The 19,278-nt window shown below is 61.9% G+C and carries 17 protein-coding genes; 9 read left to right on the forward strand and 8 right to left on the reverse strand.

Annotation, left to right across the window (positions count from 1 at the left end; translation table 11 throughout):
* Window positions 1-5: 5 nt before the first annotated feature.
* From nuoK to BLV20_RS21755, 6 genes are all read left to right on the forward strand, one after another.
* Window positions 6-314 carry an NADH-quinone oxidoreductase subunit NuoK gene (gene nuoK, locus BLV20_RS21730; RefSeq protein ID WP_092304628.1) on the forward strand — a complete coding sequence of 103 codons (309 nt, stop codon included), beginning with the start codon at window positions 6-8 and terminating at the stop codon, window positions 312-314.
* Entirely contained in the window at window positions 311-2,164 is a 1,854-nt protein-coding gene (gene nuoL / locus BLV20_RS21735) for an NADH-quinone oxidoreductase subunit L (RefSeq protein WP_092304515.1), read from the forward strand. The genes nuoK and nuoL overlap by 4 nt, the downstream gene beginning before the upstream one ends.
* A gap of 39 nt (window positions 2,165-2,203) precedes the next feature.
* Window positions 2,204-3,736, forward strand: a complete 1,533-nt coding sequence (gene nuoM, locus BLV20_RS21740) for an NADH-quinone oxidoreductase subunit M (protein ID WP_092304516.1) — start codon at window positions 2,204-2,206, stop codon at window positions 3,734-3,736.
* Between the two features lie 7 nt (window positions 3,737-3,743).
* Complete coding sequence (gene nuoN / locus BLV20_RS21745) at window positions 3,744-5,207, forward strand: NADH-quinone oxidoreductase subunit NuoN (RefSeq protein ID WP_092304517.1); 1,464 nt, start codon at window positions 3,744-3,746, stop codon at window positions 5,205-5,207.
* A gap of 236 nt (window positions 5,208-5,443) precedes the next feature.
* The gene (locus BLV20_RS21750; protein WP_092304518.1) at window positions 5,444-5,794 is read left to right on the forward strand and encodes a type II toxin-antitoxin system RelE/ParE family toxin; all 351 of its coding nucleotides are present in this window, start codon (window positions 5,444-5,446) and stop codon (window positions 5,792-5,794) included.
* The gene (locus tag BLV20_RS21755; RefSeq protein WP_092304519.1) at window positions 5,784-6,098 is read left to right on the forward strand and encodes a helix-turn-helix domain-containing protein; all 315 of its coding nucleotides are present in this window, start codon (window positions 5,784-5,786) and stop codon (window positions 6,096-6,098) included. The genes BLV20_RS21750 and BLV20_RS21755 overlap by 11 nt, the downstream gene beginning before the upstream one ends.
* Window positions 6,099-6,278: 180 nt before the next feature.
* On the opposite strand, the gene BLV20_RS21760 is transcribed toward BLV20_RS21755, so the two are convergent.
* The 6 genes from BLV20_RS21760 to BLV20_RS21785 are packed head-to-tail and all read right to left on the reverse strand — an operon-like array spanning window position 6,279 to window position 12,239.
* Window positions 6,279-8,021 carry an ABC transporter substrate-binding protein gene (locus tag BLV20_RS21760; protein ID WP_092304520.1) on the reverse strand — a complete coding sequence of 581 codons (1,743 nt, stop codon included), beginning with the start codon at window positions 8,019-8,021 and terminating at the stop codon, window positions 6,279-6,281.
* 50 nt (window positions 8,022-8,071) lie between these two features.
* Complete coding sequence (locus tag BLV20_RS21765) at window positions 8,072-8,344, reverse strand: DUF2160 domain-containing protein (RefSeq protein ID WP_092304521.1); 273 nt, start codon at window positions 8,342-8,344, stop codon at window positions 8,072-8,074.
* A 10-nt stretch (window positions 8,345-8,354) separates the two neighbouring features.
* Window positions 8,355-9,155: a carbohydrate ABC transporter permease gene (locus tag BLV20_RS21770; protein WP_092304522.1), complete on the reverse strand. Its 801-nt coding sequence runs from the start codon at window positions 9,153-9,155 to the stop codon at window positions 8,355-8,357.
* 11 nt (window positions 9,156-9,166) lie between these two features.
* Complete coding sequence (locus tag BLV20_RS21775) at window positions 9,167-10,033, reverse strand: carbohydrate ABC transporter permease (protein ID WP_038577816.1); 867 nt, start codon at window positions 10,031-10,033, stop codon at window positions 9,167-9,169.
* Window positions 10,030-11,145: an ABC transporter ATP-binding protein gene (locus BLV20_RS21780; protein WP_092304523.1), complete on the reverse strand. Its 1,116-nt coding sequence runs from the start codon at window positions 11,143-11,145 to the stop codon at window positions 10,030-10,032. The genes BLV20_RS21775 and BLV20_RS21780 overlap by 4 nt, the downstream gene beginning before the upstream one ends.
* On the reverse strand, window positions 11,145-12,239 hold the full coding sequence (locus BLV20_RS21785) for an ABC transporter ATP-binding protein (protein WP_092304524.1): 1,095 nt from the start codon (window positions 12,237-12,239) through the stop codon (window positions 11,145-11,147). Before BLV20_RS21785 ends, BLV20_RS21780 begins: the two co-directional genes overlap by 1 nt.
* A gap of 437 nt (window positions 12,240-12,676) precedes the next feature.
* Here BLV20_RS21785 and BLV20_RS21790 point away from each other — a divergent pair, with 437 nt between their 5' ends.
* The gene (locus tag BLV20_RS21790) at window positions 12,677-14,527 is read left to right on the forward strand and encodes a sigma-54-dependent Fis family transcriptional regulator (RefSeq protein ID WP_092304525.1); all 1,851 of its coding nucleotides are present in this window, start codon (window positions 12,677-12,679) and stop codon (window positions 14,525-14,527) included.
* Window positions 14,528-14,625: 98 nt separating this feature from the next.
* Here the strand turns inward: BLV20_RS21790 and cysS are convergent, their stop codons facing one another.
* Together cysS and BLV20_RS21800 are read right to left on the reverse strand one after the other, a co-directional pair.
* The gene (gene cysS / locus BLV20_RS21795; protein WP_092304526.1) at window positions 14,626-16,008 is read right to left on the reverse strand and encodes a cysteine--tRNA ligase; all 1,383 of its coding nucleotides are present in this window, start codon (window positions 16,006-16,008) and stop codon (window positions 14,626-14,628) included.
* Window positions 16,009-16,026: 18 nt separating this feature from the next.
* Window positions 16,027-17,724: a glutamine--tRNA ligase/YqeY domain fusion protein gene (locus tag BLV20_RS21800; protein WP_092304527.1), complete on the reverse strand. Its 1,698-nt coding sequence runs from the start codon at window positions 17,722-17,724 to the stop codon at window positions 16,027-16,029.
* A gap of 276 nt (window positions 17,725-18,000) precedes the next feature.
* On the opposite strand from BLV20_RS21800, the gene BLV20_RS21805 reads away from it, so the two are divergent.
* Together BLV20_RS21805 and lpxH are read left to right on the forward strand one after the other, a co-directional pair.
* Window positions 18,001-18,504 carry a peptidylprolyl isomerase gene (locus tag BLV20_RS21805; protein ID WP_092304528.1) on the forward strand — a complete coding sequence of 168 codons (504 nt, stop codon included), beginning with the start codon at window positions 18,001-18,003 and terminating at the stop codon, window positions 18,502-18,504.
* Entirely contained in the window at window positions 18,501-19,247 is a 747-nt protein-coding gene (gene lpxH, locus BLV20_RS21810) for a UDP-2,3-diacylglucosamine diphosphatase (RefSeq protein ID WP_092304529.1), read from the forward strand. Before BLV20_RS21805 ends, lpxH begins: the two co-directional genes overlap by 4 nt.
* The last annotated feature ends 31 nt before the right edge of the window (window positions 19,248-19,278 follow it).

Consider the following 19,278-nt stretch of genomic DNA (forward strand, 5'->3'; position numbering starts at 1 on the left):
CTACTATCGGAACTATCCCTCTAGAGCATGGCCTGGCCGTAGCCGGCATCCTGTTCTGCCTCGGCCTGGTCGGCCTGATGGTGCGCCGCAACATTCTCTTCGTGCTGATGAGCCTGGAGGTAATGATGAACGCCTCCGCCTTGGCCTTCATCGTCGCCGGTAGTCGCTGGGCGCAGCCGGATGGACAGGTCATGTTCATCCTGGTGATCAGCCTGGCAGCCGCCGAGGCCAGTATTGGCCTGGCGATTCTGTTGCAGCTGTATCGCCGCTTCCACACTCTCGATATCGACGCTGCCAGCGAGATGCGCGGATGAACCTTCTCTATCTGACTTTCCTGTTCCCCCTAATCGGTTTCCTGCTGCTGTCGTTCTCCCGTGGACGCATCTCGGAAAACCTTGCCGCCCTGATCGGCGTCGGCTCCGTCGGCCTGTCGGCGATTGTCGCGGCCTATGTGATCTGGCAATTCAACGTCGCCCCGCCCGAAGGCGGCCACTACACCCAGGTGCTGTGGCAGTGGATGACCGTAGGCGACTTCAAGCCGACCTTCGCGCTGTACCTGGACGGCTTGTCCGTGACCATGCTCGGCGTGGTGGTGGGCGTGGGTTTCCTGATCCACCTGTTCGCGTCCTGGTACATGCGCGGTGAAGAGGGTTATTCGCGCTTCTTCGCCTACACCAACCTGTTCATCGCCAGCATGCTGTTCCTGGTGCTCGGCGACGACCTGTTGTTCCTGTACTTCGGTTGGGAAGGCGTGGGCCTGTGTTCGTACCTGCTGATCGGTTTCTACTACAGCAACCGCACCAACGGTAACGCGGCGCTCAAGGCCTTTATCGTCACCCGCATCGGCGACGTGTTCATGGCCATCGGCCTGTTCATCCTGTACCAGCAGCTGGGCACCCTGAATATCCAGCAACTGCTGGTCGCGGCGCCTGCGAAGTTCCAGGCCGGCGACTTCTGGATCGTCCTGGCAACCCTGATGCTGCTGGGTGGCGCGGTCGGTAAATCCGCCCAACTGCCGCTGCAGACCTGGCTGGCGGACGCAATGGCCGGTCCTACCCCGGTTTCGGCACTGATCCACGCCGCAACCATGGTGACCGCCGGCGTCTACCTGATCGCCCGTACCCACGGCCTGTTCGCCCTGGCGCCGGACATCCTGCACCTGGTGGGTGTCGTCGGTGGCGTGACCCTGGTCCTGGCCGGCTTCGCCGCGCTGGTGCAGACCGACATCAAGCGGATCCTCGCCTACTCGACCATGAGCCAGATCGGCTACATGTTCCTAGCCCTGGGCGTAGGTGCCTGGGACGGCGCGATCTTCCACCTGATGACCCACGCCTTTTTCAAGGCGCTGTTGTTCCTTGCTTCCGGTGCGGTGATCGTTGCCTGCCACCATGAGCAGAACATCTTCAAGATGGGCGGCCTGTGGAAGAAACTGCCGTTGGCCTACGCCAGCTTCATCGTGGGTGGCGCGGCCCTGGCGGCTCTGCCGCTGGTCACCGCCGGTTTCTACTCCAAGGACGAGATCCTCTGGGAAGCCTTTGCCAGCGGTAACCACGGCCTGCTGTACGCCGGTCTGGTTGGTGCGTTCATGACCTCGCTGTACACCTTCCGCCTGATCTTCATCACCTTCCACGGTGAAGCCAAGACCGAAGCCCACGCCGGCCATGGCATCAGCCACTGGCTGCCGCTGTCGGTGCTGATCATTCTGTCGACCGCGGTCGGCGCCATGATCACCCCGCCGCTGCACGGCGTGCTGCCACAAAGCGTCGGCCATGCCGGCGGCGAAGCCAAGCACAGCCTGGAACTGGCGTCTGGCGCCATCGCCATCGCCGGTATCCTGCTGGCCGCGCTGCTGTTCCTCGGCAAGCGTCGCTTCGTCACCGCCATCGCCAACAGCGGCATCGGCCGCCTCCTCTCGGCCTGGTGGTTCGCTGCCTGGGGCTTCGACTGGATCTACGACAAACTGTTCGTCAAGCCATATCTGGCGATCAGCCATGTACTGCGCAAAGACCCGCTCGACCAGACCATCGGTCTGATCCCGCGCCTGGCCAAAGGGGGTCACAACTCCCTGAGCCGTACGGAAACCGGTCAACTGCGTTGGTACGCCGCCTCGATGGCTGCTGGTGCCGTGCTGGTTATCGGCGCCGTCGTGCTGGTAGCGGTCTGATATGAACCTTGCGAACTTGCGAAAGGAATTGAGCCCGTCATGATTCTGCCTTGGCTAATCCTGATCCCCTTCATCGGCGGCCTGCTGTGCTGGATGGGTGAGCGCTTCGGCGCCACCCTCCCCCGCTGGATTGCGCTGCTGACCATGTCCCTGGAACTCGCTCTCGGCCTCTGGCTGTGGGCCCATGGCGACTATTCATTCGCTCCGGCACCGGGTGCCGATCCGACCTGGACCCTGGAGTTCAAGCACGTCTGGATCGAGCGCTTCGGCATCAACGTGCACCTGGCCCTCGATGGCCTGTCGCTGTTGATGATCCTGCTGACCGGCCTTCTGGGCGTGCTGTCGGTCCTCTGCTCCTGGAAAGAGATTCAGCGTCACGTGGGCTTCTTCCACCTGAACCTGATGTGGATCCTGGGCGGCGTCGTCGGCGTGTTCCTCGCCCTCGACCTGTTCATGTTCTTCTTCTTCTGGGAAATGATGCTGGTGCCGATGTATTTCCTCATCGCGCTCTGGGGTCATAGTTCTTCGGACGGCAAGAAAACCCGGATCTACGCCGCGACCAAGTTCTTCATCTTCACTCAGGCTTCCGGCCTGATCATGCTGGTGGCGATCCTCGGTCTGGTGCTGGTCAACTTCAACGACACCGGCGTGATTACCTTCAACTACGCCGACCTGTTGAAGACCAAGATGTCGACCACCACCGAATACGTGCTGATGCTCGGCTTCTTCATCGCCTTCGCGGTGAAACTGCCGGTGGTACCGTTCCACTCCTGGCTGCCGGATGCCCACGCCCAGGCGCCGACCGCCGGTTCCGTCGACCTCGCCGGTATCTTGCTGAAGACCGCGGCCTACGGCCTGCTGCGTTTCGCCCTGCCGCTGTTCCCGAATGCCTCGGCCGAGTTCGCGCCGATCGCCATGACCCTGGGTCTGATCGGGATCTTCTACGGCGCCTTCCTGGCCTTCGCCCAGACCGACATCAAGCGTCTGATCGCGTTCTCCAGCGTTTCGCACATGGGCTTCGTGCTGATCGGCATCTACTCCGGCAGCCAGCAGGCCCTGCAAGGCGCGGTGATCCAGATGCTGGCCCATGGCCTGTCGGCGGCGGCACTGTTTATCCTCAGCGGCCAGCTGTACGAGCGCACCCACACCCGCGACATGCGTGAAATGGGCGGCCTGTGGTCGAAGATCGCCTACCTGCCGGCCATCAGCCTGTTCTTCGCCGCGGCGTCGCTGGGCCTGCCGGGTACCGGCAACTTCGTCGGCGAGTTCCTGATCCTGATCGGCACCTTCGCCAGCGCGCCTTGGATCACTGCCATCGCGACGTCCGGCCTGGTGTTCGGTTCGGTCTACTCGCTGATCATGATCCACCGTGCCTACTTCGGCCCGGCAAAGTCGGACGCGGTCCTGCATGGCATGGATGCTCGCGAACTGATCATGGTGCTCGGCCTGGCAGCGCTGCTGGTGTACCTCGGCGTCTATCCGCAACCGTTCCTCGATACCTCTGCCGCTACGATGAGTGGCGTGCAGCAATGGCTCGGTACCGCCTTCACTCAACTCGCTTCGGCCCGGTAAGAGCGCTATGGACTTTACGATTCAACACTTTATTGCGCTTGCGCCGCTGTTGATCACCAGCCTCACCATCATTGTGGTGATGCTGGCAATCGCCTGGCGTCGCAACCATTCGCAAACCTTCCTGCTGTCGGTCGCCGGTCTGAACCTGGCGTTGCTGTCGATCCTCCCGGCCCTGAAAGTCACCCCGCTGGCGGTGACTCCCCTGCTGCAGATCGACCAGTTCGCCTGCCTGTACATGGCACTGATCCTGGTGGCCACCCTGGCCTGCGTCACCCTCGCCCATGCCTACCTGGGCGACGGCGGCACCGGCTACCCGGGCAACCGCGAAGAACTCTACCTGCTGATCCTGATGGCCGCCGCCGGTGGCCTGGTACTGGTCAGCGCGCAGCACCTGGCCGGCCTGTTCATCGGCCTGGAGCTGCTCTCGGTTCCGGTCTACGGCCTGGTGGCTTATGCCTTCTTCAACAAGCGTTCGCTGGAAGCCGGCATCAAGTACATGGTGCTGTCGGCCGCCGGTTCCGCGTTCCTGCTGTTCGGCATGGCCCTGCTCTACGCCGAAGCCGGCAGCCTGAGCTTCAACGGCATCGGCCAGGCCCTGGCCGCGACCGGCCTGCCTAGCCCGCTGGCCCAGCTGGGCCTGGGCATGATGCTGATCGGCCTGGCGTTCAAGCTGTCGCTGGTACCTTTCCACCTGTGGACCCCGGACGTCTACGAAGGCGCCCCGGCGCCGGTGGCGGCCTTCCTGGCCACCGCGAGCAAAGTGGCGGTGTTCGCAGTGATGGTGCGTCTGTTCCAGATCTCGCCGGTTGCCAGCAGCGGTGTGTTGAACACCGTGCTGACCGTGATCGCCATTGCCTCGATCCTGTTCGGTAACCTGCTGGCGCTGACCCAGAGCAACCTCAAGCGTCTGCTGGGTTACTCGTCCATCGCTCACTTCGGTTACTTGCTGATCGCCCTGGTGGCCAGCAAAGGCCTGGCGATGGAGGCCATCGGCGTCTACCTGGTCACCTACGTGATCACCAGTCTCGGCGCCTTCGGCGTGATCACCCTGATGTCGTCGCCCTACAAGGGTCGCGACGCGGATGCCCTGTACGAATACCGTGGCCTGTTCTGGCGCCGTCCGTACCTGACCGCCGTGCTGACCGTGATGATGCTGTCCCTGGCCGGCATCCCGCTGACCGCGGGCTTCATCGGCAAGTTCTACATCATCGCCACCGGTGTCGAAGCGCACCAATGGTGGCTGGTCGGCTCCCTGGTACTGGGCAGCGCCATCGGCGTGTTCTACTACCTGCGCGTCATGGTCACCCTGTACCTGATCGAGCCGAATCTGCGCCGCGTCGACGCCCAGCTGCACTGGGAACAGAAAGCCGGCGGCGTGATGCTGCTGGCCATCGCGGTCCTGGCGTTCTTCCTCGGCGTCTACCCACAGCCATTGCTGATCCTGGTCCAGCAATCCGGCCTGGCGGGCTGATCGCTCAAGCAGCACCCGCGGTAAAACAAGACGGCGCCTTCGGGCGCCGTTTTGTTTTGCAGAGAAAATCCCCTCCCCTTCCTTCTGAAAGGAATTGCCTTTCAGGCTTTACAGACACGTCCTACCTCTAATCCTGCTTGCGAAGTCTAAGGTCATTAAAGGCGACGAGCGTCATGCGCAAGACCTTGACCTCTTGATCTATCCAATCAAATATATACGCAGGTTACGTACAGAGCATGGACGCACTTTTTATCGAGCTACCCCCGTTCCAGCGCTATCGACAGGACTATCTGGACGACGAGCTTTTTCGTAGCCTGCAGCTTGAATTGCTCAAAGCCCCCGAAGCCGGAGATCTCATCGAGGGAACCGGTGGCTTGCGCAAGATCCGTTTTGTCGATGAGCGAAGGCACAAGGGCAAACGCGGCGGGATCCGGGTGATCTATTACTGGTGGTCCGGAGGCGCCCAGTTCTGGCTCTTCACCCTTTACGCAAAGAACGAGCAGAACGACCTGACACCCCAACAGAAAAAACTGCTCAAGCAACTGTTGAACAGAGAAGTCGAGGCAAGGACCCATCATGAAACGTGACATCTTTTCCGAACTGGTCGAAGGTTTCGACGCCCTGGCCAAAGAGCGCCAAGGCAAGGTCACGCTGCGCAGCCACAAGGTCAAGCTGAGTGCATTGCTACCGATCACCGCCGAAGAAGTGCTGGCAGTGCGCGAACAGCTGAACCTGTCCAGATCGGTATTTGCCATGTACCTGCGCACCAATACCCGGACCCTGGAGAACTGGGAGCAAGGACGGGCAAAACCCAACGCTCAGGCCACCACCCTGATCCGCCTGGTACAGCGTTTTCCCGATACGGTGGAGCGCCTGGCAGCACTGGCCTGAAGACCTGCGGCGGTTCGAGGGACATCATCGCGGGCAAGCCTCGCTCCTACCGGCAAGCGGCGTTACGTGATCCTTCGACATCAGGTCTTCCCACGACAGCGATTACCCTGACAGCACAACAACCACTCCCAAAACACAACGGCACCCGAAGGTGCCGTTGCGCATTGCAGCGCCCACAATTTACTTGCGCGCCGCCTCCCACGACTTGAGCAGTTCGTTGTAGCTCACGGTCTCGCCCTTGGGCTTTTCGTTGGCCAGTTTCGGTTTCGGCGCGCCTGGCTGGTCGAACCAATATTGCGCGTCGCGCTCGGGGTTCATTTTCGGCGCGCAGGTGGCCTGGGCCTTCGAGCGCTCGAGGCGGGTCATGATCGCGTCCTGGTCCTTGGCCAGGCCATCGAGCGCCTGTTGCGGGGTTTTCTCGCCGCTGGCCGCTTCGGCGATATGGCTCCACCACAACTGCGCCAGGCGTGGATAATCCGGCACGTTGGTGCCGGTCGGGGTCCACTGCACGCGGGCCGGGCTGCGATAGAACTCCACCAGGCCACCGAGCTTCGGTGCCAGGTCGGTCATCGCCTGGGAGTTGATGTCCGACTCGCGGATCGGCGTCAGGCCAACGATGGTTTTCTTCAGCGACACGGTTTTCGAGGTCACGAACTGGGCATAGAGCCAGGCCGCGAGTTTCTGTTTCTCCGGGGTGGACTTGAGAAAGGTCCAGGAGCCCGCGTCCTGATACCCCAGCTTCATACCCTCCTCCCAATACGGCCCCTTGGGCGAAGGCGCCATGCGCCATTTCGGCGTACCGTCGGCGTTCATCACCGGCAGGCCCGGCTTGGTCATGTCGGCGGTGAAGGCGGTGTACCAGAAGATCTGCTGCGCGATGTTGCCCTGGGACGGCACCGGCCCGGATTCGGAGAAGGTCATGCCCGCCGCTTCCGGTGGCGCGTACTTTTTCATCCAGTCGACGTATTTGGTGGTGGCGAACACCGCCGCCGGGCCATTGGTGTCGCCGCCGCGGGTCACGCTGGAGCCCACCGGATGGCAGTTCTCGACGCGGATCCCCCACTCGTCCACCGGCAAGCCGTTGGGCAAGCCCTTGTCGCCGCCGCCGGCCATGGAGAACCAGGCATCGGTGAAGCGCCAGCCCAGGGACGGGTCCTTCTTGCCGTAGTCCATATGCCCGTAGACCCGCTTGCCGTCGATCTCCTTGACGTCTTCGCTGAAGAACTTGGCGATGTCCTCATAGGCCGACCAGTTCACCGGCACGCCCAGCTCGTAGCCGTACTTTTCCTTGAACTTGGCCTTCAACTCCGGCCGCTCGAACCAGTCGGCACGGAACCAGTACAGGTTGGCGAACTGCTGGTCGGGCAACTGGTAGATCTTGCCGTCCGGCGCGGTGGTGAAGGAGATGCCGATGAAATCCTTGATGTCCAGGGTCGGCGAAGTGAAGTCCTTGCCTTCGTTGGCCATCAGGTCGGTGATGGATTCGGTCTTGCCATAACGCAAGTGCGTGCCGATCAGGTCCGAATCGTTGACCCAGCCGTCATAGATATTCTTGTCCGACTGCATCTGGGTCTGCAGCTTCTCCACCACGTCGCCTTCCTGCAGCAGGTCGTGGGTCAGTTTGATCCCGGTGATTTCACTGAAGGCCTTGGCCAGCACCTTGGACTCGTATTCATGGGTGGCGATGGTTTCCGAGACGACGTTGATCTTCATTCCGCGAAACGGCTCGGACGCCTTGATGAACCACTTCAGTTCTTCCAGCTGTTGTTCCGCGGTCAGGGTGGATGGCTTGAACTCGCTGCCGATCCATTTTTTCGCGGCGTCCTCATAGGCGTCGGCCCAGGCCGTCGCGCTCAAGCCGCTCAGGGCCAGCATGGCCGCCAATGAAATGCTATGTCGCAGCTTATTGTTTTTGTCGAACATAGAGACCTCCCGGTTGAATTTCGAAGCAGGACCACCGCGCACGCGCCCGGCTAGCCCCAACGCATCACAGCCAACAGCCACACCAGGGACAGCACGAACGCCACCCAGATGCTCCAGTCGGTGACGCCGATTACCAGCAGATGCAGGTAGGCGCTGCCGAGAAGACCAATAAACAGACGATCGCCACGGGTGGTGGCAATCGGCAACAAGCCACGCCGCGCGACGCTCGGCGAGCGCAGCTCCCAGCCGGTCATGCCCGCGAGAATCAGGGCAATGACGCCGAAGAATGCCGCCGTCGGGGCGGTCCAGTTCATCCATTCCATCAACGGATCCTCATACCCGGCCCAGGGCAAAGCCCTTGGCCACATGGTTGCGAACAAACCAGATCACCAGCATGCCCGGCAAAATGGTCAGCACCCCCGCCGCCGCCAGCACTCCCCAGTCGATACCCGAAGCGGACACCGTGCGGGTCATCACCGCCGCGATCGGCTTGGCATTCACCGAGGTCAGGGTCCGCGCCAACAGCAACTCGACCCAGGAGAACATGAAGCAGAAGAACGCCGTCACGCCGATCCCCGAGCCAATCAGCGGGACGAAAATCTTCACGAAGAACTTGGGAAAGCTGTAGCCGTCGATGTAAGCGGTTTCATCGATTTCCTTCGGCACCCCGGACATGAAGCCCTCGAGAATCCACACCGCCAGCGGCACGTTGAACAGGCAATGGGCCAGGGCCACGGCAATGTGCGTATCGAACAGGCCGATGGACGAATACAGCTGGAAGAACGGCAACAGGAACACCGCCGGTGGCGCCATGCGGTTGGTCAGCAACCAGAAGAACAGGTGCTTGTCGCCGAGGAAGCGGTAGCGCGAAAAGGCGTAGGCCGCCGGCAGCGCCACGCTCAGGGAAATCACCGTGTTCAGGCTGACGTAGTACAGCGAGTTGAGGTAGCCGGTGTACCAGCTGGGGTCGGTGAAGATCACCTGGTAGTTGTGCCAGGTGAACTCCTGGGGCCACAGGGTCAGGCCGCCGAGGATCTCGTTGTTGCTCTTGAACGACATGTTGAGCAACCAGTAGATCGGCACCAGCAGGAACAGGATGTAGATCAGCAGCGGTATCAGCTTGCGCTTGGTCATGGCGGCCGTCCTCAGCGATTGGCGTCGGAGTGGGTCATGGCGGTGTAGAACAGCCAGGACACCAGCAGGATGATCAGGAAGTACACCAGGGAGAACGCCGCGGCCGGGCCCAGGTCGAACTGGCCGATCGCCATTTGGGTCAGGGTCTGGCTAAGGAAGGTCGTGGCGTTGCCCGGCCCGCCACCGGTGAGCACGAACGGCTCGGTGTAGATCATGAAGCTGTCCATGAAGCGCAACATCACGGCAATCAGCAGCACGCTTTTCATCTTCGGCAACTGGATATGGCGGAACACCGCCCAGTTCGAAGCCCGGTCGATGCGCGCCGCCTGGTAATACACGTCCGGAATCGCCCGCAGCCCCGAATAGCAGAGCAGCGCCACCAGTGAGGTCCAGTGCCACACGTCCATCACCAGCACCGTGACCCAGGCATCCATGGTGTTGGCCGCGTAGTTGTAGTTGATGCCCAGGGCATTGAGCGACGAGCCCATCAGGCCGATGTCGGCGCGACCGAAGATCTGCCAGATGGTGCCCACTACGTTCCACGGGATCAGCAGCGGAATGGCGAGGATGATCAGCACCACCGACGACCAGCGCCCCTTGCTTGGCATGGTCAGAGCAATGGCGATGCCCAGGGGTATCTCGATCAGCAGCACGCAGGCCGAGTAGATGAACTGGCGCAGCAGCGAGTCGTGCAGGCGCGGATCGAGCAACACCTGGCGGTACCAGTCGGCGCCGACGAAATAGCGGCTGGACTGGTCGAAGATGTCCTGCACCGAGTAGTTGACCACGGTCATCATCGGGATCACCGCACTGAAGGCCACCAGCAGGAACACTGGCAATACCAGCCACCAGGCCTTGTTGTTCTGCACTTTGTTCATGGCTGAACCTCGTTCGAGGCCTGGGCCTCCAGCAGGTATTCGTCGGCGTAGACCATCAGCCACTGCGCGGGAAAGCTGATGCAGGCCCTGCCCTGCGGCACCGGCTTATCTTCGGCCAGTCGCACTTTCAAGGCGGCGCCGTCGAGGTCCAGGGTCATGATCTTGTAGGTGCCCAAGTCCTCGACATGCACCACATCGGCTTGCAGCGCCTCTTCGTAGGGCTCGTCCCAGACATGGATGAACTCTGGGCGGATGCCGACTTTCAGGCTCCGGTAATCGGTTTCGGCAATCCGCTGCTGCAACGCCTCGGGCAAGGCCAGATGGGTCCCGGCGAAGCCGACACCGCCGTCCTCTGCCCGGACTTCGATCAGGTTCATTCCCGGGCTGCCAATGAAGTAGCCGACAAAGGTGTGGCTCGGCCGTTCGAACAGCTCCCGCGGGGTGCCGAACTGGACGATCTGGCCGCCGTACATCACCGCGATCTTGTCGGCGAAGGTCGAGGCTTCGAGCTGGTCGTGGGTGACGTAGACCATGGTGATGTTGAACTGCTCATGGATCTGCTTGAGCTTGCGCCGCAGCTTCCACTTCAGGTGCGGGTCGATCACCGTCAACGGCTCGTCGAACAGGATCGCCGAAACGTCGTCGCGCACCAGGCCGCGGCCCATGGAGACCTTCTGTTTTTCGTCGGCGCTGAGGTTGCGCGCCTTTTTGTTCAGCAGCGCCTGTAGGTCGAGGACCTCGGCAATCTCCTGCACCTTGCTGTGCACCTTGGCCTCGGCCAGGCCCTGGTTGCGCAGCGGGAAGGCCAGGTTGTCGAACACCGTCATGGTGTCGTAGACCACCGGAAACTGGAAAACCTGGGCGATGTTGCGCTTCTCCGGGGTCAACTCGTTGACCACCCGGGTATCGAACAGCACCTGCCCCTGGGAAGGGCTGAGCAACCCGGAAATGATATTGAGCAAAGTCGACTTGCCGCAGCCGGACGGCCCGAGCAAGGCATAGGCGCCGCCCTGCTCCCAGATGTGGTTCATCTCGCGGATCGCATAGTCCTCGGGGCCGGCCGGGGTACTGGTGTAACTGTGGGCGAGGTTGTGCAAACGGATCTCGGCCATCAGGCAACCCTCGCGACGCGCCGTCCCGGCGCCTGGACCAGACGGCCCTGGGCATCGAAGACGAACAATTTATGGGTAGGGATGTAAATGCGGATCGGTGCATCGACGTCGTATTCGTGCACCCCGGGCAAGTGCAACACCAGCAGGAAGTGTTCGTTGCGCACATGGAGGAAGGTTTCCGAGCCGCTGATTTCCGCCACCTCGACGGTCACCGCCAGCTCCAGGTCGTCGTCATTGCTCGGCACCAGCGAGATGTGGCTGGGCCGCACGCCGAAGCGGAACTCGCCCTCGCCGACTGGGCGCAAATCCACGTTCAACGGAAAATGCACGAAATTGGCGAAGCTCACTTCATTGCCCGCGATGCGCCCTGGCATCAGGTTGATCGGCGGCTCGGAAAACAGCTCTGCGGCCAGCACCGTCTGCGGCTGGTGATAGACCTCGGCGGTCTTGCCGCTCTGCACCAGGCGCCCCTCGTGGAGGATGGTGGTGGTGCCGCCCAGGGCCAGCGCCTCGTTGGGCTCGGTGGTGGCATAGATAGCGATGGTGTGGCGCGCCTGGAACAGCTCGCGCATCTCCTGGCGCAGCTCTTCGCGCAGCTTGTAGTCGAGGTTGACCAGCGGCTCGTCGAACAGGATCAGCTCGGCATCCTTGACCAGCGCCCGGGCCATGGCCGTTCGCTGCTGCTGGCCGCCGGACAGCTCCAACGGGTGGCGCTGCAGGAACTTCTCGATGCGCAGCATCTTCGCCGTCTCCAGCACCTTGCTCTCGATCAGGTTTGCCGCGACGCCAGCCTGGCGCAACGGCGAGGCGATGTTCTCGAACACGGTCATGGTCGGGTAGTTGATGAACTGCTGATAGACCATCGACACATTGCGCAGCCGTACCGGGCGCCCGGTGACGTCCACGCCGCTCATCAGGATGCGCCCGCTGGCGGGCTTGTCGAGCCCGGCGATCAGGCGCATCAGGCTGGTCTTGCCGGACAGCGTGCGCCCCAGCAAGACATTGAAGGAACCGGGTTCAAAGCGCAGCGAAATGTCATCGATCCAGGCCTGGCCCTCGACGACACGACTGACGTGCTCCAGCGTTAATGACATGGCTCGGCCTTTTTTATTATTGGAGTCAAGCGACCGGAGCAGCAGAGCGACTTTCGTGCCAGAACCGTGCCCCCGAACCAAGCCACTGATAAGCCTGATATTTATTAAAAGACAGGCTATTGGAAGGTTCACAGCTGAACAGAAATGAACAACCCGCACTGAACAACTGAACAGTCTGGCGGTTGACAATGAACAAGAGTGAACAACACTGGATGGACGCTTTTGCCCGTAAACGCTACCTGTAGCCGCTGGCGCAGGCTGCGATCGAGGCCGCAGGACTGGCAAAGTGAACGACGCGGTCAACCAGACAAATCGCGATGCCTGGTTTGCGAGCGCTACGTCGGAATGCCGCCCAGCTCGATCGCAGGCGGCGCCAGCGGCTATACCCGGGCACAGGCCAATAACAACAATAAAAGCGTTTTCAGAGACCTACCGCCATGAGCGCACCTGCCTCACCGCTGTCTCACGAGACCATCATCAAGGACTCCTGGAGTCGCTGCCGGGCTTTTGGCCTCAACCACCAAAGCGCGCCGGCCTTCGACCAACTGCCCGCCGAGCGCATCGCCCAGTTGCTGGAAAGCCAGCATGCCCTGGTGCAGACCACCCATCAGGAAGTCCTGCCCTACTACGAAAACATCCTCAGCAATTCCAATTGCCTGATCATGCTCGCCGACAACCAGGGCCAGGTGCTGACCTCCTGGGGTACCCAGCGCTTTATCGAACCCAGCCTGGCCCGGGGGTTCAGCGCCGGCGCCAGCTGGCTGGAACACTGCAGCGGGACCAACGCCATCGGCACCGCCCTGGCCTGCGAGCAGGCGGTGCATATCGAGCACGACGAACACTTTCTCAAGGCCAACCGCTTCATGACCGGCTCGGCCGCGCCGATCTTCGATGCCGAGCGCCGGGTGATCGCGGTGCTGGACGTGTCCAGCGACAGCTACCTGCCGCCGTCCCACACCCTGGGCATGGTCAAGATGATGAGCCAGACCGTGGAGAACCGGCTGATCCTCAACCTGTTCGAGGGCCGGCATTTCCAGCTGACCTTCAACACCGGCCTGAATAACCTCGACAGCCAGTGGGCCGGCCTGCTGATCTTCGATGAAAGCGGCCAGGTGCTCTCGGCCAATCGTCGCGCCGACAACTTGCTGGGCATCAGCCTGTCGCGGGTCGGCATTGAAAACCTGTTCAAGGTCTCGCTGCTGGAATTGCTCAACCAGCCCGAAGGTCTGCCCTTCGCCCTGCAGGCCGCCGGCCGCAACCGCTTCCATTGCCTGCTCAAGCGCCCAAGGCAGGTGCCGATCCAGGCCCGGGTGTTCGCCGAAGCACCTACCCGCCCCGCTCCCGCCAGCCCCGAGGCCATCAGCCTGAACACCCTGCACTTCGGCGACAGCCGGGTGGAAAAAGCCGTGCGCCAGGCCGAACGGCTGCTGGAAAAGGACATCCCGCTGCTGATCCACGGCGAAACCGGCGTCGGCAAGGAAGTGTTCGTCAAGGCATTGCATCAGGCCAGCTCGCGCAGCAAACAGGCATTCATCGCCGTCAACTGCGCGGCGATTCCCGCCGAACTGGTGGAATCCGAGCTGTTCGGCTACGAAAAAGGCGCCTTCACCGGCGCTAACCAGAAAGGCAGCATTGGCCTGATCCGCAAGGCCGACAAAGGCACGCTGTTCCTCGATGAAATCGGCGACATGCCCCTGCCGACTCAAGCCCGGCTGTTGCGGGTGCTGCAAGAGCGCTGCGTACAGCCGGTGGGCAGCAGCGAACTGTTTCCAGTGGACATACGCATCATTTCGGCGACCAACCGCTCCCTGCGCGAACAGGTACAACTCGGGCGTTTCCGCGAGGATCTGTATTACCGTATCGGCGGCCTGACCCTGGAATTGCCGCCCCTGCGCGAGCGCAGCGACAAGCAGGCGCTGTTCAAGCGCATCTGGGAACAGCACCGCGAGGCCGGTCAATGGGCCGGCCTCAGCCGCGAAGTCCAGGCATTGTTCGAACGCCATCGCTGGCCGGGCAACCTGCGCCAGGTCAGCAGCGTGATGCAGGTGGCGCTGGCCATGGCCGAAGACCAGCCGATCCGCGCCGAGCACCTGCCGGACGACTTTTTTGTCGACCTGGATATGGAGCCGGCCGCCGAAAATGCAGCGCCCGACGATATCAACCTGGAAGACAGCGCCGACCTGAACCGCCAGCTCAAGGCGGTGGGCGGCAACATCTCCCTATTGGCCCGGCGCCTGGGGGTGAGTCGCAATACCCTGTACAAGCGCTTGCGACAGCTCGAGAGTTGAGCGCCACATCGCGGTAACGCTGTCCGGGCAACCCCATCAAATGGCAGGCAAACAAAAACCCGCGCAAGGCGGGTTTCTGTTTGTCGCCAGTACAACGATCAGTCAGCCAGGCGCCAGGTAGTCCCGCCCTTGCCGTCTTCCAGGACCACGCCCATGGCGGTGATCTGGTCGCGGATGCGGTCGGACTCGGCCCAGTCCTTGTTGGCACGGGCCGCCAGGCGAGCCTGGATCAACGCTTCGACCTGCGCCGCGTCGACCCGGCCTTCGGCACCGGCCTGCAGGAAGTCGTCGGCTTCCAGCTGCAGCACGCCCAGCACGTCCGCCAGCTCCCGCAGGCGCGCCGCCAGACCGGCCGCCGCATCAAGGTCGCTCTCACGCAGGCGGTTGATCTCGCGCACCATCTCGAACAGCACCGCGCAGGCTTCCGGCGTGCCGAAGTCGTCGTTCATCACCTCGGTGAAACGCTCGACGAAGGCTTCGCCACCGGCGGCCGGTACAGTCGGCAGGCCTTTGAGGGCGTGGTAGAAACGCTCCAGGGCACCCTTGGCGTCCTTGAGGTTGTCTTCCGAGTAGTTGATCGCGCTGCGGTAGTGGCTCGACACCAGCAGGTAACGCACCACTTCCGGATGGTACTTGTCGAGCACGTCGCGGATGGTGAAGAAGTTGTTCAAGGACTTGGACATCTTCTCGCCATTGATGCGGATCATGCCGCAATGCATCCAGGCATTGGCGTAGGTCTTGCCGGTGGCCGCTTCGCTCTGGGCGATTTCGTTTTCATGGTGCGGGAACTCGAGGTCGCTGCCGCCGCCATGAATGTCGAAGGTCTCGCCCAAGCAGCAGGTCGACATCACCGAGCATTCGATGTGCCAGCCCGGACGCCCCGCGCCCCATGGCGACTCCCAGCTCGGCTCGCCCGGCTTGGCGGCTTTCCACAGCACGAAGTCCAGTGGGTCCTGCTTCGACTCGTCGACTTCGATCCGCGCGCCGATGCGCAGGTCTTCGATCTTCTTGCGCGACAGCTTGCCGTAGCCCATGAACTTGGCGACGCGGTAGTACACGTCGCCATTGCCCGGCGCGTAGGCGTAACCCTTGTCGATCAGGGTCTGGATCATCGCGTGCATGCCCGGAATATGATCCGTGGCGCGCGGTTCCATGTCCGGCTTCTTGATGTTCAGGCGCGCTTCGTCTTCGTGCATCGCCGCGATCATGCGCTCGGTCAAGGCTTCGAACGACTCGCCGTTCTCGTTGGCCCGATTGATGATCTTGTCATCGATATCGGTGATGTTGCGCACATAGGTCAGGTCATAACCGCTGAAGCGCAGCCAGCGGGTCACCAGGTCGAAGGCGACCATGCTGCGGCCGTGGCCCAGGTGGCAATAGTCGTACACGGTCATCCCGCACACGTACATGCGCACCTTGTTGCCATCGAGCGGCTTGAAGACTTCTTTGCTCTTGGTGAGCGTGTTGTAGATCGTTAGCACAAGGAGTTCCTTAACTGATCACTGACCCCAGGAGTCGCGCAGGGTCACGGTACGGTTGAATACCGGTGCGCCCGGTTTCGAGTCCTTGATATCCGCGACGAAGTAGCCTTCGCGCTCGAACTGGAAACGGTCTTCCGGCTGTGCGTTGCCCAGCGAGGGTTCGGCACGACAACCAGTGAGGACCTGCAGGGAGTCAGGGTTGATGTTGTCCAGGAAACTTGCGCTGTCTTCGGCCTTCTCCGGGTTCGGCGAACGGAACAGGCGATCGTACAGGCGCACTTCGCATTCGACGCTGGTGGCGGCCGGCACCCAGTGGATCACGCCCTTGACCTTGCGCCCTTCCGGGTTCTTGCCCAGGGTGTCCGGGTCGTACGAGCAGCGCAGCTCGACGATGTTGCCGTCGGCGTCCTTGATCGCCTCGTCGGCGCGGATCACGTAGCTGCCGCGCAGGCGCACTTCGCCAGCCGGCTCCAGGCGTTTGTAGCCCTTTGGCGGCTCTTCCATGAAGTCGTCGCGGTCGATGTAGATTTCACGGGCGAACGGCAGGACCCGCACCCCCATGTCTTCTTTCGGGTGGCGCGGCAGCTCGAGGTTCTCGACCTGGCCTTGCGGGTAGTTGGTGATCACGACTTTCAGCGGGCGCAGCACGCACATGGCGCGCGGCGCGCTCTGGTCGAGGTCGTCGCGGATACTGAATTCCAGCATGCCGAAGTCCACCACGCCGTCGGAACGGTTGGTGCCGATCATTTCGCAGAAGTTGCGGATCGATTTCGGCGTATAGCCACGGCGACGGAAGCCCGACAGCGTGGACATGCGTGGATCGTCCCAACCGTTGACGTGCTTCTCGTCCACCAGTTGCTTGAGCTTGCGCTTGCTGGTGATGGTGTAGTTCAGGTTCAGGCGGCTGAATTCATACTGGCGCGGCTGTGCCGGCACCGGCAGGTTTTCCAGGAACCATTCGTACAGCGGGCGATGGCTTTCGAACTCCAGGGTGCAGATCGAATGCGTGATGCCTTCGATGGCGTCCGACTGGCCGTGGGTGAAGTCGTAGTTCGGGTAGATGCACCACTTGTCGCCGGTCTGGTGGTGATGCGCATGGCGGATGCGATACATGATCGGGTCGCGCAGGTTCATGTTCGGCGAGGCCATGTCGATCTTGGCCCGCAGCACGCGTGCGCCGTCCGGGAACTCGCCGGCCTTCATGCGGGCGAACAGGTCCAGGTTCTCTTCCACCGAACGGTCGCGGAACGGGCTGTTCCTGCCCGGCTCGGTCAGGCTGCCACGGTATTCCTTGGCCTGCTCGGGGGTCAGGTCGTCGACATAGGCCTTGCCGGCCTTGATCAGTTCCACCGCCCAGTCGTGCAGCTGGTCGAAATACTGCGAGGCATAGCGCACTTCACCGGACCATTCGAAGCCCAGCCACTTGACGTCGCTTTCGATGGCGTCGATGTATTCCTGGTCTTCCTTGGCCGGGTTGGTGTCGTCGAAACGCAGGTGGGTGACGCCGCCAAATTCCTGGGCCAGCCCGAAGTTCACGCAGATCGACTTGGCGTGACCGATGTGCAGGTAGCCGTTGGGTTCCGGCGGGAAGCGGGTCACGATCTGCGTGTGCTTACCCGAGTCCAGGTCCGCCTGGATGATCGGGCGCAGGAAGTTGACCGGCACGGCCGGTCCGGTCTTGGAATTCGAGGTAGGGTCGACAGTGGGCTTGCTCATAGGATCCTTGAACGTACAAGTGCGCGGCCGGTGCGGCCTGATAAATCAAAACGGATATCATAGCCGATGCGGTCAAGCCCCTGACAGAGCGGGCTTTAAATCTGCCGCGATTAATCCGTCGCAAATGAAAAAACAGCCTCGAATTTCACGCCTGGCACGCTAAACTGCGCACCTTGGCGGATTTTTTGCCAGAGCGGTTCCGACCTGCCGGCCATGCGCCAGCCCCGGAACCCGGGAATTCCTTGAAAACGCTCCTCCTTATAAAGAGTACCGATCATGACCCAAGTCAAACTGACCACCAACCACGGCGACATCGTGCTGGAACTGAACGCCGAGAAAGCCCCGGTTACCGTGGCCAACTTCGTTGAATACGTTAAAGCCGGTCATTACGAAAACACCGTATTCCACCGCGTCATCGGTAACTTCATGATCCAGGGCGGCGGTTTCGAGCCAGGCATGAAAGAAAAGAAAGACAAGCGTCCAAGCATCCAGAACGAAGCCGGCAACGGTCTTTCCAACGACAAGTACACCGTCGCCATGGCCCGCACCATGGAGCCGCATTCGGCTTCCGCGCAGTTCTTCATCAACGTTGCTGACAACAGCTTCCTCAACCACAGCGGCAAGACCGTCCAGGGCTGGGGCTACGCAGTGTTCGGCAAAGTGGTCGCTGGCACCGAAGTGGTCGACAAGATCAAAGGCGTGGCCACCACCATGAAGGCTGGCCACCAGGACGTACCGGCAGAAGACGTGATCATCGAGAAAGCCGAGATCGTTGAGTGATACTGCTGATTTCAGATTTGCATCTGGAAGAGGAACGCCCGGACATTACCCGGGCGTTTCTGGATTTACTCGGCGGGCGTGCCCGCTCGGCGCAAGCGCTGTACATCCTGGGAGATTTCTTCGAGGTCTGGATCGGCGACGACGCCATGACCCCCTACCAGCTTTCCATTTGCCAGGCACTGCGCGAGCTCAGCGACAGCGGCACGCAGGTTTTCCTGATGCATGGCAATCGCGACTTCATGCTTGGCAAGGCCTTCTGCAAGGCCGCGGGCGCTACCCTGCTCAAGGACCCGAGCGTGGTCGACTTCTACGGCGAGCCGGTGCTGCTGATGCACGGCGACAGCCTGTGCACCCGTGACGAAGCCTATATGCGCATGCGCCGTTACCTGCGCAACCCGGTTTCCCTGTGGATTCTCAGGCACCTGCCGCTGCGTACCCGGCACAAGCTGGCGCGCAAGCTGCGCAACGAAAGCCGCGCGCAAACCCGCATGAAGGCCAACGACATTGTCGACGTGACCCCGGACGAAGTGCCGCGGATCATGCAGGAATTCAATGTGCGCACCCTGGTCCACGGCCATACCCACCGCCCGGCCATCCACAAGTTGCAGATTGGCGAGCAAGCGGCCAAGCGCATCGTGCTGGGGGATTGGGACCGTCAGGGCTGGGCCTTGCAGGTGGACGAACAGGGCCTGCAGCTGGCGGCTTTCGACTTCGTACCCTCGCAGGCATTGCCCCGCCTGTAGCCGCTGCCGCAGGCTGCGATAAGGCCCGAAG

The sequence above is a fragment of the Pseudomonas sp. NFIX28 genome (assembly GCF_900107395.1).
Taxonomy (GTDB): domain Bacteria; phylum Pseudomonadota; class Gammaproteobacteria; order Pseudomonadales; family Pseudomonadaceae; genus Aquipseudomonas.

What these genes read in the sequence shown, in the direction of transcription:
- nuoL (WP_092304515.1), top strand. Translation starts at nt 311, where the DNA reads ATGAACCTTCTCTATCTGACTTTCCTGTTCCCCCTAATCGGTTTCCTG.
- nuoM (WP_092304516.1), top strand. Translation starts at nt 2,204, where the DNA reads ATGATTCTGCCTTGGCTAATCCTGATCCCCTTCATCGGCGGCCTGCTG.
- nuoN (WP_092304517.1), top strand. Translation starts at nt 3,744, where the DNA reads ATGGACTTTACGATTCAACACTTTATTGCGCTTGCGCCGCTGTTGATC.
- BLV20_RS21750 (WP_092304518.1), top strand. Translation starts at nt 5,444, where the DNA reads ATGGACGCACTTTTTATCGAGCTACCCCCGTTCCAGCGCTATCGACAG.
- BLV20_RS21755 (WP_092304519.1), top strand. Translation starts at nt 5,784, where the DNA reads ATGAAACGTGACATCTTTTCCGAACTGGTCGAAGGTTTCGACGCCCTG.
- BLV20_RS21760 (WP_092304520.1), bottom strand. Translation starts at nt 8,021, where the DNA reads ATGTTCGACAAAAACAATAAGCTGCGACATAGCATTTCATTGGCGGCC.
- BLV20_RS21765 (WP_092304521.1), bottom strand. Translation starts at nt 8,344, where the DNA reads ATGGAATGGATGAACTGGACCGCCCCGACGGCGGCATTCTTCGGCGTC.
- BLV20_RS21770 (WP_092304522.1), bottom strand. Translation starts at nt 9,155, where the DNA reads ATGACCAAGCGCAAGCTGATACCGCTGCTGATCTACATCCTGTTCCTG.
- BLV20_RS21775 (WP_038577816.1), bottom strand. Translation starts at nt 10,033, where the DNA reads ATGAACAAAGTGCAGAACAACAAGGCCTGGTGGCTGGTATTGCCAGTG.
- BLV20_RS21780 (WP_092304523.1), bottom strand. Translation starts at nt 11,145, where the DNA reads ATGGCCGAGATCCGTTTGCACAACCTCGCCCACAGTTACACCAGTACC.
- BLV20_RS21785 (WP_092304524.1), bottom strand. Translation starts at nt 12,239, where the DNA reads ATGTCATTAACGCTGGAGCACGTCAGTCGTGTCGTCGAGGGCCAGGCC.
- BLV20_RS21790 (WP_092304525.1), top strand. Translation starts at nt 12,677, where the DNA reads ATGAGCGCACCTGCCTCACCGCTGTCTCACGAGACCATCATCAAGGAC.
- BLV20_RS21800 (WP_092304527.1), bottom strand. Translation starts at nt 17,724, where the DNA reads ATGAGCAAGCCCACTGTCGACCCTACCTCGAATTCCAAGACCGGACCG.
- BLV20_RS21805 (WP_092304528.1), top strand. Translation starts at nt 18,001, where the DNA reads ATGACCCAAGTCAAACTGACCACCAACCACGGCGACATCGTGCTGGAA.